23 protein-coding genes are annotated in these 15,422 nt (G+C 68.4%); 13 read left to right on the top strand and 10 right to left on the bottom strand.

The window, feature by feature from the left end; genetic code table 11:
• The first annotated feature begins 328 nt into the window (after positions 1-328).
• On the top strand, positions 329-706 hold the full coding sequence (locus tag GRI75_RS10025; RefSeq protein ID WP_160746841.1) for a VOC family protein: 378 nt from the start codon (positions 329-331) through the stop codon (positions 704-706).
• A gap of 368 nt (positions 707-1,074) precedes the next feature.
• Positions 1,075-1,389, top strand: a complete 315-nt coding sequence (locus tag GRI75_RS10020) for a YciI-like protein (protein ID WP_160746840.1) — start codon at positions 1,075-1,077, stop codon at positions 1,387-1,389.
• Between the two features lie 294 nt (positions 1,390-1,683).
• On the opposite strand, the gene GRI75_RS10015 is transcribed toward GRI75_RS10020, so the two are convergent.
• Positions 1,684-2,145: a YaiI/YqxD family protein gene (locus GRI75_RS10015; protein WP_160746839.1), complete on the bottom strand. Its 462-nt coding sequence runs from the start codon at positions 2,143-2,145 to the stop codon at positions 1,684-1,686.
• A gap of 96 nt (positions 2,146-2,241) precedes the next feature.
• Between GRI75_RS10015 and GRI75_RS14450 the strand changes: the two genes are divergently transcribed.
• The gene (locus tag GRI75_RS14450; protein WP_202389697.1) at positions 2,242-2,397 is read left to right on the top strand and encodes a hypothetical protein; all 156 of its coding nucleotides are present in this window, start codon (positions 2,242-2,244) and stop codon (positions 2,395-2,397) included.
• Between the two features lie 15 nt (positions 2,398-2,412).
• Here the strand turns inward: GRI75_RS14450 and GRI75_RS14695 are convergent, their stop codons facing one another.
• Positions 2,413-2,547, bottom strand: coding sequence for a hypothetical protein (locus GRI75_RS14695; protein WP_268891522.1), 135 nt, complete (start codon positions 2,545-2,547; stop codon positions 2,413-2,415).
• Positions 2,548-2,625: 78 nt separating this feature from the next.
• Positions 2,626-3,051 (bottom strand): OsmC family protein, encoded by a 426-nt coding sequence (locus GRI75_RS10010; RefSeq protein ID WP_160746838.1) that lies wholly within the window; start codon positions 3,049-3,051, stop codon positions 2,626-2,628.
• 164 nt (positions 3,052-3,215) lie between these two features.
• On the opposite strand from GRI75_RS10010, the gene GRI75_RS10005 reads away from it, so the two are divergent.
• Entirely contained in the window at positions 3,216-3,779 is a 564-nt protein-coding gene (locus GRI75_RS10005) for a DUF4142 domain-containing protein (RefSeq protein WP_160746837.1), read from the top strand.
• Between the two features lie 46 nt (positions 3,780-3,825).
• Here the strand turns inward: GRI75_RS10005 and GRI75_RS10000 are convergent, their stop codons facing one another.
• Complete coding sequence (locus tag GRI75_RS10000) at positions 3,826-4,335, bottom strand: hypothetical protein (protein WP_160746836.1); 510 nt, start codon at positions 4,333-4,335, stop codon at positions 3,826-3,828.
• A 341-nt stretch (positions 4,336-4,676) separates the two neighbouring features.
• On the opposite strand from GRI75_RS10000, the gene GRI75_RS09995 reads away from it, so the two are divergent.
• From GRI75_RS09995 to GRI75_RS09970, 6 genes are all read left to right on the top strand, one after another.
• Positions 4,677-4,883: a cold-shock protein gene (locus GRI75_RS09995; RefSeq protein WP_160746835.1), complete on the top strand. Its 207-nt coding sequence runs from the start codon at positions 4,677-4,679 to the stop codon at positions 4,881-4,883.
• Between the two features lie 87 nt (positions 4,884-4,970).
• Positions 4,971-5,216 (top strand): hypothetical protein, encoded by a 246-nt coding sequence (locus tag GRI75_RS09990; RefSeq protein WP_160746834.1) that lies wholly within the window; start codon positions 4,971-4,973, stop codon positions 5,214-5,216.
• A gap of 65 nt (positions 5,217-5,281) precedes the next feature.
• Complete coding sequence (locus GRI75_RS09985; protein ID WP_160746833.1) at positions 5,282-5,785, top strand: COG3650 family protein; 504 nt, start codon at positions 5,282-5,284, stop codon at positions 5,783-5,785.
• A 207-nt stretch (positions 5,786-5,992) separates the two neighbouring features.
• On the top strand, positions 5,993-6,604 hold the full coding sequence (locus tag GRI75_RS09980) for a YbhB/YbcL family Raf kinase inhibitor-like protein (RefSeq protein WP_160746832.1): 612 nt from the start codon (positions 5,993-5,995) through the stop codon (positions 6,602-6,604).
• A gap of 40 nt (positions 6,605-6,644) precedes the next feature.
• Positions 6,645-6,893, top strand: coding sequence for an SWIB/MDM2 domain-containing protein (locus GRI75_RS09975; RefSeq protein ID WP_160746831.1), 249 nt, complete (start codon positions 6,645-6,647; stop codon positions 6,891-6,893).
• A 205-nt stretch (positions 6,894-7,098) separates the two neighbouring features.
• Complete coding sequence (locus tag GRI75_RS09970) at positions 7,099-8,364, top strand: gallate dioxygenase (protein WP_160746830.1); 1,266 nt, start codon at positions 7,099-7,101, stop codon at positions 8,362-8,364.
• Positions 8,365-8,374: 10 nt separating this feature from the next.
• On the opposite strand, the gene GRI75_RS09965 is transcribed toward GRI75_RS09970, so the two are convergent.
• Entirely contained in the window at positions 8,375-8,812 is a 438-nt protein-coding gene (locus GRI75_RS09965; protein ID WP_160746829.1) for a cupin domain-containing protein, read from the bottom strand.
• Complete coding sequence (locus GRI75_RS09960) at positions 8,809-9,099, bottom strand: DUF427 domain-containing protein (protein WP_160746828.1); 291 nt, start codon at positions 9,097-9,099, stop codon at positions 8,809-8,811. The genes GRI75_RS09965 and GRI75_RS09960 overlap by 4 nt, the downstream gene beginning before the upstream one ends.
• Positions 9,100-9,179: 80 nt before the next feature.
• On the opposite strand from GRI75_RS09960, the gene GRI75_RS09955 reads away from it, so the two are divergent.
• Together GRI75_RS09955 and GRI75_RS09950 are read left to right on the top strand one after the other, a co-directional pair.
• Positions 9,180-9,974: a DUF72 domain-containing protein gene (locus tag GRI75_RS09955; RefSeq protein ID WP_160746827.1), complete on the top strand. Its 795-nt coding sequence runs from the start codon at positions 9,180-9,182 to the stop codon at positions 9,972-9,974.
• A 65-nt stretch (positions 9,975-10,039) separates the two neighbouring features.
• Positions 10,040-10,822: a helix-turn-helix domain-containing protein gene (locus GRI75_RS09950; protein ID WP_160746826.1), complete on the top strand. Its 783-nt coding sequence runs from the start codon at positions 10,040-10,042 to the stop codon at positions 10,820-10,822.
• A gap of 45 nt (positions 10,823-10,867) precedes the next feature.
• Here GRI75_RS09950 and GRI75_RS09945 read toward each other — a convergent pair whose 3' ends face one another.
• The 4 genes from GRI75_RS09945 to dapD all read right to left on the bottom strand — a co-directional run bounded on the left by GRI75_RS09945 (position 10,868) and on the right by dapD (position 12,741).
• Entirely contained in the window at positions 10,868-11,278 is a 411-nt protein-coding gene (locus GRI75_RS09945; protein ID WP_160746825.1) for a DUF1810 domain-containing protein, read from the bottom strand.
• Positions 11,278-11,466 carry a DUF3008 family protein gene (locus tag GRI75_RS09940; RefSeq protein WP_160746824.1) on the bottom strand — a complete coding sequence of 63 codons (189 nt, stop codon included), beginning with the start codon at positions 11,464-11,466 and terminating at the stop codon, positions 11,278-11,280. Before GRI75_RS09940 ends, GRI75_RS09945 begins: the two co-directional genes overlap by 1 nt.
• Positions 11,467-11,505: 39 nt before the next feature.
• Complete coding sequence (locus GRI75_RS09935; protein ID WP_160746823.1) at positions 11,506-11,814, bottom strand: hypothetical protein; 309 nt, start codon at positions 11,812-11,814, stop codon at positions 11,506-11,508.
• An 87-nt stretch (positions 11,815-11,901) separates the two neighbouring features.
• On the bottom strand, positions 11,902-12,741 hold the full coding sequence (dapD, locus tag GRI75_RS09930) for a 2,3,4,5-tetrahydropyridine-2,6-dicarboxylate N-succinyltransferase (RefSeq protein WP_160746822.1): 840 nt from the start codon (positions 12,739-12,741) through the stop codon (positions 11,902-11,904).
• A gap of 466 nt (positions 12,742-13,207) precedes the next feature.
• Between dapD and GRI75_RS09925 the strand changes: the two genes are divergently transcribed.
• On the top strand, positions 13,208-15,397 hold the full coding sequence (locus GRI75_RS09925) for a S8 family peptidase (RefSeq protein ID WP_328597968.1): 2,190 nt from the start codon (positions 13,208-13,210) through the stop codon (positions 15,395-15,397).
• Positions 15,398-15,422: the final 25 nt, after the last annotated feature.

The following is a 15,422-nucleotide window of genomic DNA, read 5'->3' as shown; positions in this document are numbered from 1 at the left end:
TCCTCACGGGTGTCCGAACCGGGATGCGAGGGCGCAGGCCAAGGGCGGCTCCGGCCACCCAGAGCGGTCCGCCCAGCGCGGGGTAGTTCCCGCCGGCCGGCGGCTCACTTGCGAGCCCTGCCCGCCGCCGCCTCGCACCACAGGGCCGAGCAGCGAGTTACCGCGTAGCCCTCGCCGCCGTTCGCAACGATGCTCTCGCAGGCAAGCCTGTGGTGCCCAGGCAGGCGTCGGCCTCCCGTTCGCCTCTCCTCCCGGCGAAAGGCCTGCACTCGCCAGCGGGCAATCGCGCGCGCCCGGAAACCGCGCGCGCCTCGCGCGTTTCCGCGCAATGCTCAGCCACGTCTCCCTCGGCACCAACGACGCCGCCCGCGCCGCGGCGTTCTACGATCCCGTCCTCGCGGTGCTCGGCATGCGCAAAATCTGCGAGCGGGACGGCTCGGTCGACTACGGCACGGCGATGACCGTGTTCAGCCTGGAAAAGCCAAGCGACGGCCGGCCGGCCAGCGTCGGCAACGGGGTGCACATCGCCTTCTGGGCCGGGACCCGCACGATGGTGGACGAGTTCTACCGCGTCGCCCTGGCCAACGGCGGCAGCGACGCCGGCCCTCCCGGCCTGCGCCCCGAATACGACGCGCACTACTACGGCGCCTTCGTCCGCGACCCCGACGGCAACAAGATCGAGGCGGTCTGCTTCCAGGCGGAGTGAGCGCGGGGCGCCACGCGAGCCACCACTCACAACCCGCCCACCTCCGTCATGCTGAACTCGTTTCAGCATCCATCGCGCCTCAAGGACAGATCCGCGCGGGCGGAGAAATGGGCCCCGGAACAAGTCCGGGGTGACGAACAGGCAGGGCGAGGGCAGCCCGGCGAACAAAGCCCTCTCCCCTTGCGGGAGAGGGTTGGGAGAGGGGTTCGGAGCGCAGCTCCGACCAGCGGCCTCGCAGCCCCCTCTCAACTTCGGCTAGGCAACGAGTTGCCAAGCCTCCGTATCTCTCCCGCAAGGGGAGAGAAGGCACAGCGGCGAGGCCGCGGAAAGCGCTTCCCTCCGAGCCTCCGCCGAGTGAAAAGGCCGCCATGTCCGCACCTCTCCCACGCACCCGCCATTTCCTGCTCACCTACACCCTCGCGCCCGCGTACCTCGATCGCCGCCCGGCCTTTCGGGCCGAGCATCTCGCGCTGGCGCGGGCGGCGGCGGGGCGGGGGGAGTTGCTGCTGGGCGGCGCGCTGGATCCGGCGGAGGAGGCGGTGCTGCTGTTCGCCGGCGACGATGCCGGCCCCGCGGAGGCTTTCGCGAGGGCCGATCCTTACGTGGCGAACGGGCTGGTCTCGGCGTGGCGGGTGCGCGAGTGGCTGACGGTCGTGGGCGAAGGCGCGGTGAACCCGCTCTAGGCGGAGTGGCTGGGGTCAGTTCAACGCGCGCTAACACTCACAATCCGCCCCCACCTTCGTCATGCTGAACTCGTTTCAGCATCCATCGCGCCGCCTGGACAGGTCGGTGCGGGCGGAGAAATGGGCCCCGGACCAAGTCCGGGGTGACGAAGAGGGAGGGCGAGGGGAGGCGGCGCAAACAAAGCCCTCTCCCCTTGCGGGAGAGGGTTGGGAGAGGGGTTCGGAGCGCAGCTCCGACCGGCGGCGTCGCGGCCCCCTCTCAACTTCGGCCAGGTCCGCTCTAGCCGTCCAGGTTCAGCCCTTGCGCTCCAGCCGCACGAGCGCCTCGTCGAGCGATTGCAGGAATCGCGAGCGGTCCGCCTTGGCGAACGGAGCCGGGCCGCCGATCGCGTCGCCGCCGGCGCGCAAGTCGGCCATGATCGCGCGGGTGGCGATGGCGGCGCCGATCGAGGCTTCGGTGAAGGGGCGGCCGTTGTTGCCGATCACCGTGGCCCCGGCCTTGAGGCAGCGGTCGGCCAGCAGGATGTCGGCGGTGATCACCACGGTGCGGGCATCGGCCCGCTCGGCGATCCAGTCGTCGGCGGCGTCGAACCCGCCGGAGACCACGACCCGCTCCACCAGCGGGCCGGTCGGCACGCGGAACGGGCTGTTGCTGACGACCGAGACCGGCACCTGCCGGCGCTCCGCCACGCGGTAGATCTCGTCCTTCACCGGGCAGGCATCGGCATCGACGAGGATGCGGATCGGGCCGGGCATGCTGGGTCTCCTCTTGAGCTCCGGGAATCGCCGAAGCGGGCCCTGTCCTATTCCGCCGCCGATGCCTATATGCGGCGGCCAACGACAGGAGCCCGAATGGCCGATCTCTATCTCAAGGCGCTGGAATCAGAGCGCAAGGCCCTGTGGGCGACGTGCCGGCTCAAGGGGCTGGCGAAGGACACGCCGGAGCGTCAGCGGATCGCCGAGCTCGACCGGCTGATCGCCGAGCACAAGGCCCGCAAGCCGGCCTAGCGCGCCGCCGGCGGATCAGCCGTTCTTCATGTTCTCCAGGCCCTTGATGCCGCCGGGCTTGATCGACGGGTTGGAAGCGTTCTGCTTCGGCGCCTTCTCGGCCTTGGGCTTGCGGACTTCGCGGTTCGATTTGTTCTGGCCTTTGGCCATGGTCGTTTCCAGTGCGGGCGGAATGCCCGGCCGGCAGCTTAGCGCAAATCGCGCCGAACGCCCGCGAATTCGCCGGGGCTACTCCTCGAACGCGGTCTCCAGGGTGATCTCGCAGTTGAGCAGCTTGGAGATCGGGCAGCCCGCCTTGGCCTCGCCCGCCAGCCGCTCGAACTCCTCGCGCGCGATCCCCGGCACCCGGCCGGTCAGCTTCAGGGCGGAGCGCGTAACCGAGAAGCCGTCGCCGTCCTTCTCCAGCGTGACCTTGCATTCGGTCTCCAGCGTGCCGTCGCTGTGGCCGGCTTTGGCCAGCGCGAAGCTGGTCGCCATCGTGAAGCAGCTCGCGTGGGCGGCGGCGATCATCTCTTCGGGATTGGTGCCGGGCTGCCCCTCGAAGCGGGTGCCGAAGCCGTAGGAGGCATTGAGCACTCCCGAAGCGGTGGCGACATGGCCGCGGCCGTCCTTGCCGAGTCCTTCGTAGCGGGCGGTGGCGGTGTTGACGGTCATCGGTGGTTCTCCTCCTCGAGAAAACGCGGATCCACGGCCCAAGCGCGTGACGCGCGCGGGTGTTCCCCTGCTCTTCCGGTAGGGGGTGGCCGAAAACGGATGAGAGCCGGAACCGAGCCGCCGCTGCCCGGTTGCTCGGGGAGGCTCAGCAGAGGATGAGGACCATGACCAAGCAGATTCTTTTCGCCACCGCCGGCGCGCTCGCCCTGGCCCTCGCCGGATGCGGCGATGCCGAGGAAGAAGCGCCGATGGAAGACACCGCCGCGGCCGACCAGACTTCGGTTGCAGCGGACGACATGGCGGCCCAGCCGCAGACCGCGCAGCAGTTCGTCGACGCCGTCGCCGGCAGCGACATGTACGAGATCGAAGCATCGCGGCTGGCGCAGGAGAACGGCACCAGCGAAGGGGTCAAGTCGTTCGCCCAGATGATGATCGACGATCATACCAGTTCGTCGACCAAGCTGAAGGATGCCGCCGCACAGGCGACCGGCGTAACGGTCAACCCGCAGATGACGCCCAAGCAGCAGCAGGACCTGCAGGCCTTGCGCGATGCCGGCGAGAACTTCGACCAGACCTATGCCCAGCAGCAGGTCGCCGCCCACGAAGCGACGCTCGCACTGCTCCAGGGCTATGCGGCGAACGGCGACAACGAGGCGCTCAAAGCTTTCGCGCAGGAAACGGCCACCGTGGTCGAAGGCCACCTCACCCAGGCGCGCGAACTTCCCTGACGCGTGACGCGCCGGGGCCGGCGTCCGGCTCCGGCGCAGTCCATTCCTACCAGATAGCGGGCAATGCGCCTTGGGCGACCCGCGGCTCCGGCGGCAGGTCGGCAGGCTCGCTGGCCGCCAGGCTCGCGTCGTCCGCGGCCCGCTCCGCGCGCTCGGCGGTCCTGGTGATCGACGGCGGGGGGAACTCGACCGTGCGCCCGTAGGACGGCGCCTCCGGCTCCTCGATCTCGAGCCGGGCGATCTGCGGCGGCTCCGGCCAATCGGGTTCGTACTCGAGCCAGTCGGCATCGAGGTAAGGATCCGACCAGGTTTCGATCGGGTCGTCGGCGAACTCCGGGGCGTAGCTGTGGCTGCCGCCGTATGGCCGCAAGTCATACGGCGGGGCCTCGATGGCGAGCGGACTCTCGGACGGAGACCGGTCCGACTCCAGCATTTGCCGCCACGGCTCGTTGCCGCCGTACTGCTGCATCTTGGGGTCGGCCAGGTAGCCGCCGGCAGTGCCGAGCAGGACGCCGCCGCCGATCGTGGTCAACAGGAACTTCGCTGCTCCGCTCATGCCGAAAGCACTCTCCTCTAAGGAAAAAATGCAGCGGTGCCGGGCCGGTTCCGAATCGGCGCGGCGGGCCGGGCAAGTGCTGAGGCGATGCGATTAGGCGTTCCGCGGGCCCTGTGGTATAGCGGCGGCGCTGACGTCGAATTTTGCGACGGACTTCGGCGAATGACGAACGCCCCGCGTATCCGCTCAGCGGTTGCCGGGGCGCAAGGCTGACGACGACTTCCTTTCGATTGACGACCCGACGCGACTACCGCCCGCACGTTGCGGGCGGACAACCGAATGATCGGCGGCCAGCCAAACTGCTGCCGGCGATCGACCCGTTTCTCGAAAGGAAACAGACTATGCCTACCGGCACCGTAAAGTTCTTCAACACCGACAAGGGCTATGGCTTCATTCAGCCCGACGACGGCAGCGCAGACAGCTTCGTCCACATCTCCGCCGTCCAGGCGGCCGGGATGCAGACGCTCGATAAGGACCAGCGCCTCAACTACGAGGTAGAGACCGGCCGTAACGGCAAGGCCTCCGCGGTCAATCTCTCGGCGGCCTAAGCCACCGACTTCGGGACCCCGGGCGCGCGCGTCATCGCCGCGCCCGGGGCGCCTACTATCAATCCGACGACCCCAGGAGACGCGCCCGTGAGCCAGACATTCCAGTTCTACGATGCGCGTGCCAAGGAATCCGCTGCCGAGGCCGCGAAGGCCGAACTAGTCATGGTCCGCGAACGGGCCGAACGCTCGGCCGCCGTGTGGCGCTCGCTCGCCAACCAGGCGAAGAAGGTCGAACGAGACCGGGCCAAGGCCGAACTGATCCGCGTCGAACGCCGCGCTGCCGAGGCCGAGGAAGCCGCCCGCGTGGCTGAGGACGCCGAAGCGCACGACTGAGCCGGGCACGCTTCCAACCAGCGCCCCATCCTTGCTCCGCCCGCGGCGCGCGCGTAGGGTGCGGCATGACCCGACTTCCCCATACCCTCGCTCTGTTCCTCGCTCTTGCGCTGGCCGGCTGCCAGGGCGAGCCTGGCACCGATAGAGCCGCCCCAGGCGAAGTGGCCGCCTCCGAAGAGGCCGTCGCCGCACCCTCCACCAGCGGACCCGGCGACACCGACGACAGGCAGCCTTACGCCGGGATCGGCGAGCACGAAGTCCTGCGCTTCACCGGAACGGAACCGTTCTGGGGCGGGCAGGTCGCCGGCGGAACGCTGACCTATTCCACCCCCGAGAACATCGACGGCACCGAAATACCCGTCGAGCGCTTCGCCGGGCGCAACGGCCTCTCCTTCTCCGGCACCCTCGACGGCGCCCCTTTCGTGATGGCGGTGACCCCGGGCGAATGCAGCGACGGGATGAGCGACCGGACTTACCCGTTCACCGTCACCCTGGAAGTCGGCGCCGAGCAGCGCCAGGGCTGCGCCTGGACCGATGCGCAGAGCTTCACCGGGTCCGAGCATCCCTGATCCAAGCCGGCGCAATGCCGCGCACGAGGAACACCTGCTTCCGCTGATGGTTGCCGCTGGGACATCCGAACACCCGGGTGCGCACGATTATGGCGAGGACATGCCGGCGGCGGCGATCTTGCGCCTTTCGCTTCGCCTGAAGCCAGGGCGGTTGCGGCGCGGGTATCGCTTCCCTACGGTCGCCCGTTCGAAGGAGAAACGCACGACATGCACGACAACGTACCCGCCTGGCTCGGAAAGGCGCTGAAGAACGCCCGCGCCGGCCATGCAAAGCTGACCATTGCCCAGATCGGCGGGGAGGACGTGCTGAACAAGGGCGGCTTCAAGCTGACTTCGCCGGCTTTCGCCGACGGCGAGGAACTCGATCCCTGCTTCACCGCCGAAGAGGAGGACTCCGTCGCTCCGCCGCTCGAGTGGACCGCGCCGCCGGCGGGTGCGCAGGAACTGGCGATCGTGGTCGAGGATCCGGACGCGCCGACGTCGGAGCCGTTCTGCCACTGGCTGGTCTGGGGCCTGGCTCCTCAGAAAGGAAAGCTGCTGGAGGGCGAGGTTCCGCCGCGGGTCGGCAAGAACGCGTTCAACAACTCCGAATGGCTGCTGCCCGATCCGCCGACGGGTCAGGGAGCGCACGACTACGTGTTCCAGATCTTCGCCCTCGACCTGCCGCTCGCGCTGATGCCGGGGGCAGGGAGGGCGGACCTCGTTGCAGCGATGAAGGGCCACGTGGTAGCCGCCGCCGTGCTCACTGGAACCTACGAGAAAAACGAAGGTGGGGATGATTTCGACGGGGAGCAGGACGAAACCGAGCTTTTGAATTAAGACGACGCTACCGAATCTCTAGCCTGGAAAGGATGGGCCCATGGCCAAGAACAATGCACTGCAGAAACCAGTCACGCTCTCGTCGGAGCTCGAAACCGTGGTCGGCAAGGGGCCGATGACGCGCGCCCAGGTGACCAGCAAGGTCTGGGAATACATCAAGGGCAACGACCTGCAGGACAGCAAGGACAAGCGGATGATCAATCCCGACGACAAGCTCGGCGCGGTCATCGGCAAGGACCAGATCTCCATGTTCAAGATGACGGCCGCGGTCTCCAAGCACCTCAGCTAAGCGATCTCGCCGGGCAGCGCCCGGCAGGGGGCATGAATGCGGGCGGAGCAGCGAGAGGCTGCTCCGCCCGTTTTCGTTTCGGGTACGTGAACATTTCGCGCATCTGGAAATTGGCTTGTCCCCGGGCCTCACCGCGTGGCATCATGCGGGCAAAGGAGCACGGCCCCGCGCGGCCTTGCGCAGCATCGAGAGGAAGAGGCCCACAATGGCTACGATCGTCGGCGGCATAGCCACGTCGCACACCCCCACCATCGCCTTCGCCAAGGACGCGAAGAAGTTCGACGACCCGGTGTGGAAGCCGATCTTCGAGGGCTACGAACCGGTGCAGCAGTGGTTTCGCGAGAAGAAGCCGGACGTGCTGGTCTATATCTACAACGACCACATGACCTCGTTCTTCGACCACTACAGCCACTTCGCGCTGGGCGTCGGCGAGAAATTCGAAGCGGCCGACGAAGGCGGCGGCCCGCGCGACATCCCGGCGATCATGGGCGACCCGAAGTTCGCCGAGCATGTCGCCAAAGTCATGGTCGCCGACGAGTTCGACCTCAGCTATTTCCAGGGCAAGGGCCTCGATCACGGCGCGTTCTCGCCGCTGTCGGTCATGGTCGACCACGATGCCGAGAACGGCTGGGCGGTGAAGCTGCTGCCGATCGTCTGCGGCGTGCTGACCGTGCCGCTGCCCTCGGCCCGCCGCTTCTACAAGTTCGGCAAGTCGCTGCGCCGCGCGATCCAGTCCTACCCGGAGGACATCAAGGTGGCGATCGCCGGCACCGGCGGGCTCAGCCACCAGGTTCACGGCGAGGCCTGCGGCTTCAACAATCCCGAGTGGGACGACAAGTTCATGGACCTGCTCGAGAAGAACCCCGAAGCGCTGCTCGACTACCCGATCGCCAAGCTGGCGGAGCTGGGCGGCTGGGAAGGCGCCGAGGTGGTCATGTGGCTGATGATGCGCGGCGCGCTGTCGGAAGAGGTGGAAGTCACGCACAAGACCTACTTCCTCCCGTCGATGTGCCCGATCGCGACGATGATCCTGAACGACAAGGGCGACGTCGCGCCTCCCGCCGAGAGCGACGAGGCGCTGCGCGAGCGCATGGAGTGGGACTACAAGGGCGTGGAGAAGATGGAGGGCACTTACCCCTTCACCATCGAACGCTCGGTCCGCGGCTTCCGCCTCAACCACTTCCTCCACTCGCTGACCGATCCGGCCGTCCGCAAGCTGTTCCGGGAAGACGAGGAAGCGGCGATGGCCCAGGCCGGCCTCAGCGACGAGGAGAAGCGCCTCGTGCGCGAACGCGACTGGATCGGCATGATCCACTACGGCGTGATCTTCTTCATGCTGGAGAAGCTCGGCGCCGTGACCGGCATCGGCAACATCGACATCTATGCGGCGATGAAGGGCATGTCCGTTCCGGAGTTCCAGAAGACCCGCAACGCGCAGATCAACTACGGCGTCGCCGGCAAGGAGAAGTAGGCGGCCCGTCTCACCCGCCCGGGTGCCACTCGGGCGGGGCGAGGGTGAAGCCGGAGAACTCGAACGCGGGCGTTACCACGCACGAGGCCAGGGTATAGCCGGCCTTGCCCGGCAGCGGCGCGGCCGACTGCCATTCGTGCGCATCGACCACATACTGCGGCATGTCGCCCGCGATAACGTCGGGCCCCAGGCGGATCTTGCGCACAGGGCCTTCGTCGCTCGCGCTCAGCGACAGCAGCAGCGGGTCGCCGGCGTGCCACAGCCAGACTTCGGACGCGTCGACCTTGTGCCAGTGGGAACGCTGGTGGGCTTCGATCAGGAACAGGATCGCGGTCGCTTGCGCTCGCTCCCCCTCGGCGGCGGGGGCGCGCCACGTCTCGCGGAACCAGCCGCCTTCCGGATGGGGCGACAAGCGCAGTTCCTCGATGACGATTTTGACCGGGCTCACTCCTCGACGATCTCCACTCCGTTCCAGAAGGCGATATGCCCGCGGATCTTCTCCGCCTCCGGCTTGGGATCCGGGTAGTACCAGGCGGCATCCTCGTTGCGCTCTCCGTCGAGGTCGATGCTATAGTAGTGCGCAGTGCCCTTCCACGGACATTCGGAGGTAGTGGCGCTCTTCTCCAGCACCGACGTGTCGACATCGTCCCGCGGGAAGTAGTGGTTGCCTTCGACCACCACGGTCTTCTCGCTGTGGGCGATCACCTGATCGTTCCAGATTGCCTCGACCGCCATGCGAGCTCCTTTCGTCGCTCTCCCGGCACAGGAAACCGCAAATAGCGGGGTTCGGTTCCTTGCCGGGATAGGCTGGCCGGATGGCGATCAGGGCGGGCATCGGCGGCTGGGTCTACCCGGAGTGGCGCAAGGGCACCTTCTACCCCGAAGCCCTGGCGCAGAAGCGCGAGCTCGAATGGGCGTCCCGTCAGGTCGGCGTGATCGAGATCAACGGCACATATCGCAGGCTCCAGAAACCGGAGAGCTTCCGCACTTGGCGCGAGCAGACGCCCAAAGGATTCGTGTTCACCCTGAAGGGGTCCTCCTACGTCACCAACCGCAAAGTGCTCGCGGGCGCCGGCGATGCGCTCGCCAGGTTCTTCGGGCAAGGGCTGGAGGAACTGGGCGACCGCCTCGGACCCATCGTTTGGCAGTTCATGGGCACCAAGCGGTTCGAGGCGGAGGACATGGCCGCCTTCCTCGCGCTGCTGCCGGTGGAGCACAAAGGCGTCCGCCTGCGCCACGCCGTCGAGGTCGGACACGAAAGCTTCGCCTGCCCGCAGTTCGTCGACCTCGCCCGCGCCGCCGGCGCGGCGATCGTCTGGTGCGAACAGGAGGGCCGCACGCCGATCGCCGACCGCACCGCCGACTTCGCCTACTTGCGCTGCAAGAACCTCGTGGCGGAAGAGCCCACCGGATATCCGGCCGAAGACATCCAGCGCATCGCCGCCCTCTGCCGCGCCTGGGCCGCCGGCGAGGCCCCGGAGGGTTTGGCTTACGCCGGCGACCCGGCGGCGAGCCGAGGGAAGGGCGGGGACGTCTTCGCCCTGATGATCAACGGCGCCAAGGAACGCGCGCCCGCCGCTGCTCAGGCTCTTGCCCGTCTTGTCGGCTGATGCCGCCTCGTGCCACCAAATTTTTTGGGGTATCTGCGGCGAAGCGCGTCTCCTAGACTCCCGGCATGAACACGCCCGTGCAGAAAGACGATTGGGCGCTCACGGAGAAGGAGAAGGAGACGCTCCGCCTCATCGTTCGCGGCCATGACGCGAAATCGATCGCACGCAGCCTCGGCCTCTCGGTCCACACGATCAACGAACGGCTTCGCGATGCGCGGCGCAAGATGGCGGTATCGAGCAGCCGCGAGGCCGCACGCCTTCTGCTGGCGGCCGAACAGGGGCGACCTGACTCCTTCGACCCCCAATTCTTAGGGGACGTGAAAATGGGGGGAGATTCCCCCCCGGCTCTGATCGATCAGGGAATCGCGCCGATCCCCGGCGCAGGGCGGGTGCACCGCCTTCCCTGGATAGTGATCGGAGTTCTGCTCATGACGCTTGCTCTCAGTCTTTTGGCGCTCACCGCCTTGCCAAACGCCGCTTCGACCGCGCCGCCGGCCCCCGCTGCCGTTCGCGCCGCCCCGAACGCGGAGGTGGTGGATACGGCCCGTCAGTGGCTGGCCTTGGTGGACCAGGGACGGTGGGACGAAAGCTATCGCGCGACCGGCACCTCGTTCCGGAAGCTCAACACTGCCGAGGTCTGGGCCACGGTATCGGAAAAGGTGCGCGTGCCCCTCGGCACGGTAATCTCGCGCGCGTTCGTCAGCCAGGAGAAGCTCCCCGCTCCGCCTCACGGCTATGAAGTCGTGAAGTTTCGCACAAGCTTCGCCAACAAGGCAGACGCGGTGGAGACGGTCACGCTCGATCGCGAGGAAGGCGGCTGGCGCGTCGTGGGCCTGACGATCGAGTAAGCTGGGGGCATGGCGCTGGCCGGTGGGTAGGCGCGGCGGAGCCCGTCACAGCCGGTCGAGCGTCGCCTGGTCGCGCGTGCCCGCGTAGAACGCCTCCAGCGCCTGCGCGAAGCGGTCGTCGTCCTCCGCGACAGCCTCGAACAGCGTCATCGAGCTCCTGAACTTCTGCGCATCGATCGGGCCAAGGATGGCTTCGGCCGACTTGCGTCCGCCCCAGGCCAGCATTGCGTCGGTGCATTCGCGCAGCCTACGGCCGAGGACCGGGTGGGCCAGGTAGGCGTGCGCCTCGGCGCGATCCGCGATGGCGTAGAACTGGGCGGTCGGACTTCTGCCGAGGCCGGAGATCTGCGGGAAGATGAACCACATCCAGTGGCTCTGCTTGGCGCCGCCCCGCAACTCGGCGAGGGCGCGATGGTAGGCCGGCGCCTGGGCTTCGATGAAGCGGTCCAGCGGCATCAGTCGTCGTCGACGTGCTCCGGCTTGCCCTTGCGCTTGGTGCTCGCCAGGTCCTCGAGCTCGTCTTCGGTCATCGACTCGTACATTCCCTTGGAAGCGCCTTGCAGCTCGGAGACTTTGCTGTCCCCGCGCTTGGCCGAAAGGGCGGCGCCGGCCGCCTTCTGCTGCGCCTTGGATTTCGCCGGCATGTCAGGTCTCCTCTGCCTCGCCGCCCAAGCGGGGTGCGATCAGTTCGCGATCCGGCCCTCGCCCTCGGTGTTCGCTTCGGTCGCCGGCTCGGGGAGCTCGTCGGCGCCTTCGCTGACGATCCCGTCGGTGCTTTCGCCGCCGGCCCTGCTCTGGTCCTGCGCATCGACCTTCATGGTGACGTCGTCTTCGTGGTCGCCCTGGCTCGCGCTTCCGATCAAGACGATGATCGTGAAGGCGGTGATCACCAGCAGCAGGCCGGCGATCAGCACCCAGCGCACGACGTTGTTCGTCGAGCCGGCCCGTGCTTCGTCACTGTCGATATGAACTTCGTCGCCCCTGCGTTCCATCGTCGCTGCCTCCCGTAATCTGCGCCCCTCGCGGGTTCGCCGGAAATACGGTCAGGCAGGACGAATGTTCCGCTGCGAGCCCCTGGCTCAGTCGCGCAGCAGCTCGTTGATCCCGGTCTTGGAGCGGGTCTGCGCGTCGACGGTCTTCACGATCACCGCGCAGTAGAGCGAGGGGCCGGGCGTCCCGTCGGGCAGCGGCTTGCCCGGCATCGCGCCGGGCACGACCACTGCGTATGGCGGAACTTCGCCGCGATGCACCTCGCCAGTCGCCCGGTCGACGATCTTGGTCGAAGCGCCGAGGTAGACGCCCATCGAAAGGACGGCGCCTTCGCCCACACGAACGCCCTCGGCCACTTCGGCCCGCGCGCCGATGAACGCGCCGTCGCCGATGATCACCGGCCCGGCCTGCAGCGGCTCGAGCACGCCGCCGATCCCGGCGCCGCCGGAGATGTGCACGTTGCGGCCGATCTGCGCGCACGATCCCACCGTCGCCCAGGTATCGACCATCGTTCCTTCGCCGACATAGGCGCCGATGTTCACGAAGCTCGGCATCAGCACGGCGCCCCTGCCGATGAAGCTGCCGCGGCGCGCGACGGCGCCCGGCACCACCCGGAAGCCGGCCTCGCGGAAGCGATCCTCGCCCCAGCCGGCGAACTTGCTCGGCACTTTGTCGAACGCCGGAGCGCCGGCCGCGCCGACATCGACCAGCGCGTTGTCGTAAAGGCGGAACGACAGGAGCACGGCCTTCTTCAGCCACTGGTTGACTCGCCAGCCGCCCTGGCCGTCAGGCTCGGCCACGCGCGCCTCTCCGCTGTCGAGCAGTTCCAGCGCGCTTTCGACCGCTTCGCGCACATCGGTGCTGCCGGGCGTGACCGTCTCACGCGAATCCCATGCGGCGTCGATCACGGTTTCCAGGCTGTCGGTCATCGTAGGTCCTTAAAAAATATAGAGTTCACTGCCGGTTCAAGACCGGCGGGCGAAAGGCGGGTAGACCGGCGCCGGGCGCCGGGCAAGGCGTGTCCCGTTCCGGCAACGGGAACGTTGAGTCAAGGTCGTGCATCTTTCACTGGCGAGGCTGCTCTCTCGGCCTTGCCGGGTCGCAGAGGAACAATCGAAAATGAGGGTCTGCAGCTCCTTCTCGCGCGGATTGCACGCCGGGATCGCAGTGTCCGCGCTCGTCCTGGTCAGCGCTTGTGGCGGCGGCGGCAACGGGGGGGCGATCAGCACGCCCAGCCCGGCGCCCGCACCTTCACCGACACCGGCCCCGGCTCCCGCGCCTGCACCGACGCCTACGCCCGCACCGACGCCTACGCCTACGCCAACACCGACACCCACTCCGACGCCAGCTCCCACGCCGGCCCCGTCGCCCGCGCCCAGCCCCACGCCATCGCCCGTGCCGACCCAGTTCGACACGGCGGAGTTCCGCCGGTCCGACGGTCCGCTGCAGCACAACGCCGCCACGGCCTGGAATGCGGGCGCCACGGGGCAGGGCATCTCGATCGCCATCGTCGATACCGGCATCGACATGGACAGTCCGGAGTTCACCGGGCGCATCTCGCCCGCCTCCCGCGACGTGTACAGCGACACCAGCAGCCGCGGCGTGGATTCGACCGACGACCACGGCACCAACGTCGCGCTCGTCGCCGCTGCGGCGCGGAACAACACCGGCATCGTCGGCATCGCCTGGAACGCCACGATCATGGCCCTGCGCGCCGACACGCCGGGTTCCTGCGTCAGCGACAGCGGCGCCAACGACACCGACGACGATTGCACCTTCTCCGACGGCGCGATCTCCCGGGCGGTGGATCACGCGATCGCCAATGGAGCCAGGATCATCAACCTCTCGCTCGGCGGCGGGGCGCCGGACACGGTCCTCAGGCGATCGGTGCAGCGCGCGGCGAACGCCGGCGCGGTGATCGTCGTCTCGGCCGGGAACGACGGCCAGGCGGAACTGGACAGCTTCGCCGCGGGCATCGACGCCGCCGGCGGCACCAGCGTGATCGTCGCCGGCTCGGTGGACGAGAACGGCGTCATCTCCAGCTTCAGCAACCGGGCCGGCAATCAGCCGAACCGGTTCCTCGCCGCGCGCGGCCAGGCAATCTGCTGCGTCTACAAGGACGGCAGGATCTACGTCGACAGCGAGGGCTTCTCCTATCTGTTCTCCGGCACGAGCTTCTCCGCGCCGCAGATTGCCGGGGCGGCGGCTTTGCTGGCCCAGGCGTTCCCGCGCCTGACGGGTGCGCAGATCGTCGACGTCCTGCTGCGCTCCGCGTTCGATGCGGGCGCTCCCGGCACCGATCCGGTCTACGGCCGCGGGATCCTCGATATCGCACGCGCGTTCCAGCCGATCGGCACCACCAGCCTGGCCGGCGGGACCACGCCCATGGCAGCCGGCGACAGTAGCGGTTCGACTTCGCCGGCCATGGGCGATGCCGCACAGCGCGCCTCGCTGCAGACGATCGTGCTGGACGAATACCAGCGCGCCTTCGGCATCGATCTCGCCGGAACCATGGGCGGCGCGCGGGTCAGCGAGCCGCTGCACGGCTCGCTCGCGGTCCAGCGGCGCCAGCTCGTGGCCGGCAACGAGAAGGCGAGCCTCGCCTTCACCATCGACGCCGGCGGCCGCCTTGGCGAACCGTCGCGCGTCGGCCAGCTCACCCTGTCACCGGAAGATGCCGAGGGCGCCCGCGTTCTGGCGGCACGGGTCGCGCTGCAGTTGTCCCCGACCACGCAAGTCGGCTTCGCTTTCGCCCAGAGCGCCGACGGGCTCGTGGCCCAGCTCCAGGGGCAGGACCGCCCGGCCTTCATGATCGCCGGCGGAGCGGTGGGAGACGAGGGGCTTTACCGCAGCACGGACGCGGCCGTGGCCGTTCGCCGCCGGCTCGGCCCGTGGGGCCTGACGTTGAGCGCCGACAGCGGCGAGACGCTGTCCGCCTCGGTCATGCGCCGTGCCGCGGAGCTGCGCGGAGAGCGCGAACGCGGCGACGTGCAGACCTTCGGGCTCGGTCTCGATCGCCGCTTCGGCGGGGTGCACGCGGCGCTCGGCCTCAACTGGATGCGCGAGGACACGACGATGCTCGGCGCGCGCTTCCACAATGCTTTCGGGGTTTCCGGGGCGGACACGCTGTTCCTCGATGCACAGGCGGGCTGGGACCTCGCCGACAACTGGCGCCTCGGCGCGGCCATGCGCCACGGGTGGACTTTCGCCCGCAGCGGTGGGGCCGTCGCGGCGGGCTCGCGTCTGGCCAGCCGCGCCTGGGCGCTGGACCTCACCCGAAGCGCGGTGTTCTCGCCCGGCGACAGCCTGGCCTTCCGCGTCTCGCAGCCGCTGCGGGTCGAGCGGGGCGGGCTGAACCTGCAGTTGCCGGTGGACTACAGCTACGAAACGCTCAGCCCGATCTACGGCATCCGCAGCATGTCCCTTGCGCCGCAAGGCCGCGAGCTGACCGGCGAGATCGCCTGGCGCGGGCCGCTGTTCACCGGCGATGCCTCGGCCAGCCTGTTCTACCGCAAGGATCCCGGCCACTACGCCGCGCTCCCCGACGACAAGGGCGTGGCGCTCAGCTGGTCGCGCGAGTTCTAGGTTGCAGGCGACGGCGGCCGGGAAC

Origin of the sequence: Croceibacterium soli, from assembly GCF_009828065.1 — a bacterium.
Classification (GTDB): Bacteria; Pseudomonadota; Alphaproteobacteria; order Sphingomonadales; family Sphingomonadaceae; genus Croceibacterium_B; species Croceibacterium_B soli.
This window is presented reverse-complemented; position numbering and strand designations above follow the sequence as displayed.

Excerpts from the sequence above, each read along its gene's own strand:
- GRI75_RS10025 (WP_160746841.1), top strand. The coding sequence starts at position 329 with ATGCTCAGCCACGTCTCCCTCGGCACCAACGACGCCGCCCGCGCCGCG.
- GRI75_RS10020 (WP_160746840.1), top strand. The coding sequence starts at position 1,075 with ATGTCCGCACCTCTCCCACGCACCCGCCATTTCCTGCTCACCTACACC.
- GRI75_RS10015 (WP_160746839.1), bottom strand. The coding sequence starts at position 2,145 with ATGCCCGGCCCGATCCGCATCCTCGTCGATGCCGATGCCTGCCCGGTG.
- GRI75_RS14450 (WP_202389697.1), top strand. The coding sequence starts at position 2,242 with ATGGCCGATCTCTATCTCAAGGCGCTGGAATCAGAGCGCAAGGCCCTG.
- GRI75_RS14695 (WP_268891522.1), bottom strand. The coding sequence starts at position 2,547 with ATGGCCAAAGGCCAGAACAAATCGAACCGCGAAGTCCGCAAGCCCAAG.
- GRI75_RS10010 (WP_160746838.1), bottom strand. The coding sequence starts at position 3,051 with ATGACCGTCAACACCGCCACCGCCCGCTACGAAGGACTCGGCAAGGAC.
- GRI75_RS10005 (WP_160746837.1), top strand. The coding sequence starts at position 3,216 with ATGACCAAGCAGATTCTTTTCGCCACCGCCGGCGCGCTCGCCCTGGCC.
- GRI75_RS10000 (WP_160746836.1), bottom strand. The coding sequence starts at position 4,335 with ATGAGCGGAGCAGCGAAGTTCCTGTTGACCACGATCGGCGGCGGCGTC.
- GRI75_RS09995 (WP_160746835.1), top strand. The coding sequence starts at position 4,677 with ATGCCTACCGGCACCGTAAAGTTCTTCAACACCGACAAGGGCTATGGC.
- GRI75_RS09985 (WP_160746833.1), top strand. The coding sequence starts at position 5,282 with ATGACCCGACTTCCCCATACCCTCGCTCTGTTCCTCGCTCTTGCGCTG.
- GRI75_RS09980 (WP_160746832.1), top strand. The coding sequence starts at position 5,993 with ATGCACGACAACGTACCCGCCTGGCTCGGAAAGGCGCTGAAGAACGCC.
- GRI75_RS09975 (WP_160746831.1), top strand. The coding sequence starts at position 6,645 with ATGGCCAAGAACAATGCACTGCAGAAACCAGTCACGCTCTCGTCGGAG.
- GRI75_RS09970 (WP_160746830.1), top strand. The coding sequence starts at position 7,099 with ATGGCTACGATCGTCGGCGGCATAGCCACGTCGCACACCCCCACCATC.
- GRI75_RS09960 (WP_160746828.1), bottom strand. The coding sequence starts at position 9,099 with ATGGCGGTCGAGGCAATCTGGAACGATCAGGTGATCGCCCACAGCGAG.
- GRI75_RS09955 (WP_160746827.1), top strand. The coding sequence starts at position 9,180 with ATGGCGATCAGGGCGGGCATCGGCGGCTGGGTCTACCCGGAGTGGCGC.
- GRI75_RS09950 (WP_160746826.1), top strand. The coding sequence starts at position 10,040 with ATGAACACGCCCGTGCAGAAAGACGATTGGGCGCTCACGGAGAAGGAG.
- GRI75_RS09945 (WP_160746825.1), bottom strand. The coding sequence starts at position 11,278 with ATGCCGCTGGACCGCTTCATCGAAGCCCAGGCGCCGGCCTACCATCGC.
- GRI75_RS09940 (WP_160746824.1), bottom strand. The coding sequence starts at position 11,466 with ATGCCGGCGAAATCCAAGGCGCAGCAGAAGGCGGCCGGCGCCGCCCTT.
- GRI75_RS09935 (WP_160746823.1), bottom strand. The coding sequence starts at position 11,814 with ATGGAACGCAGGGGCGACGAAGTTCATATCGACAGTGACGAAGCACGG.
- dapD (WP_160746822.1), bottom strand. The coding sequence starts at position 12,741 with ATGACCGACAGCCTGGAAACCGTGATCGACGCCGCATGGGATTCGCGT.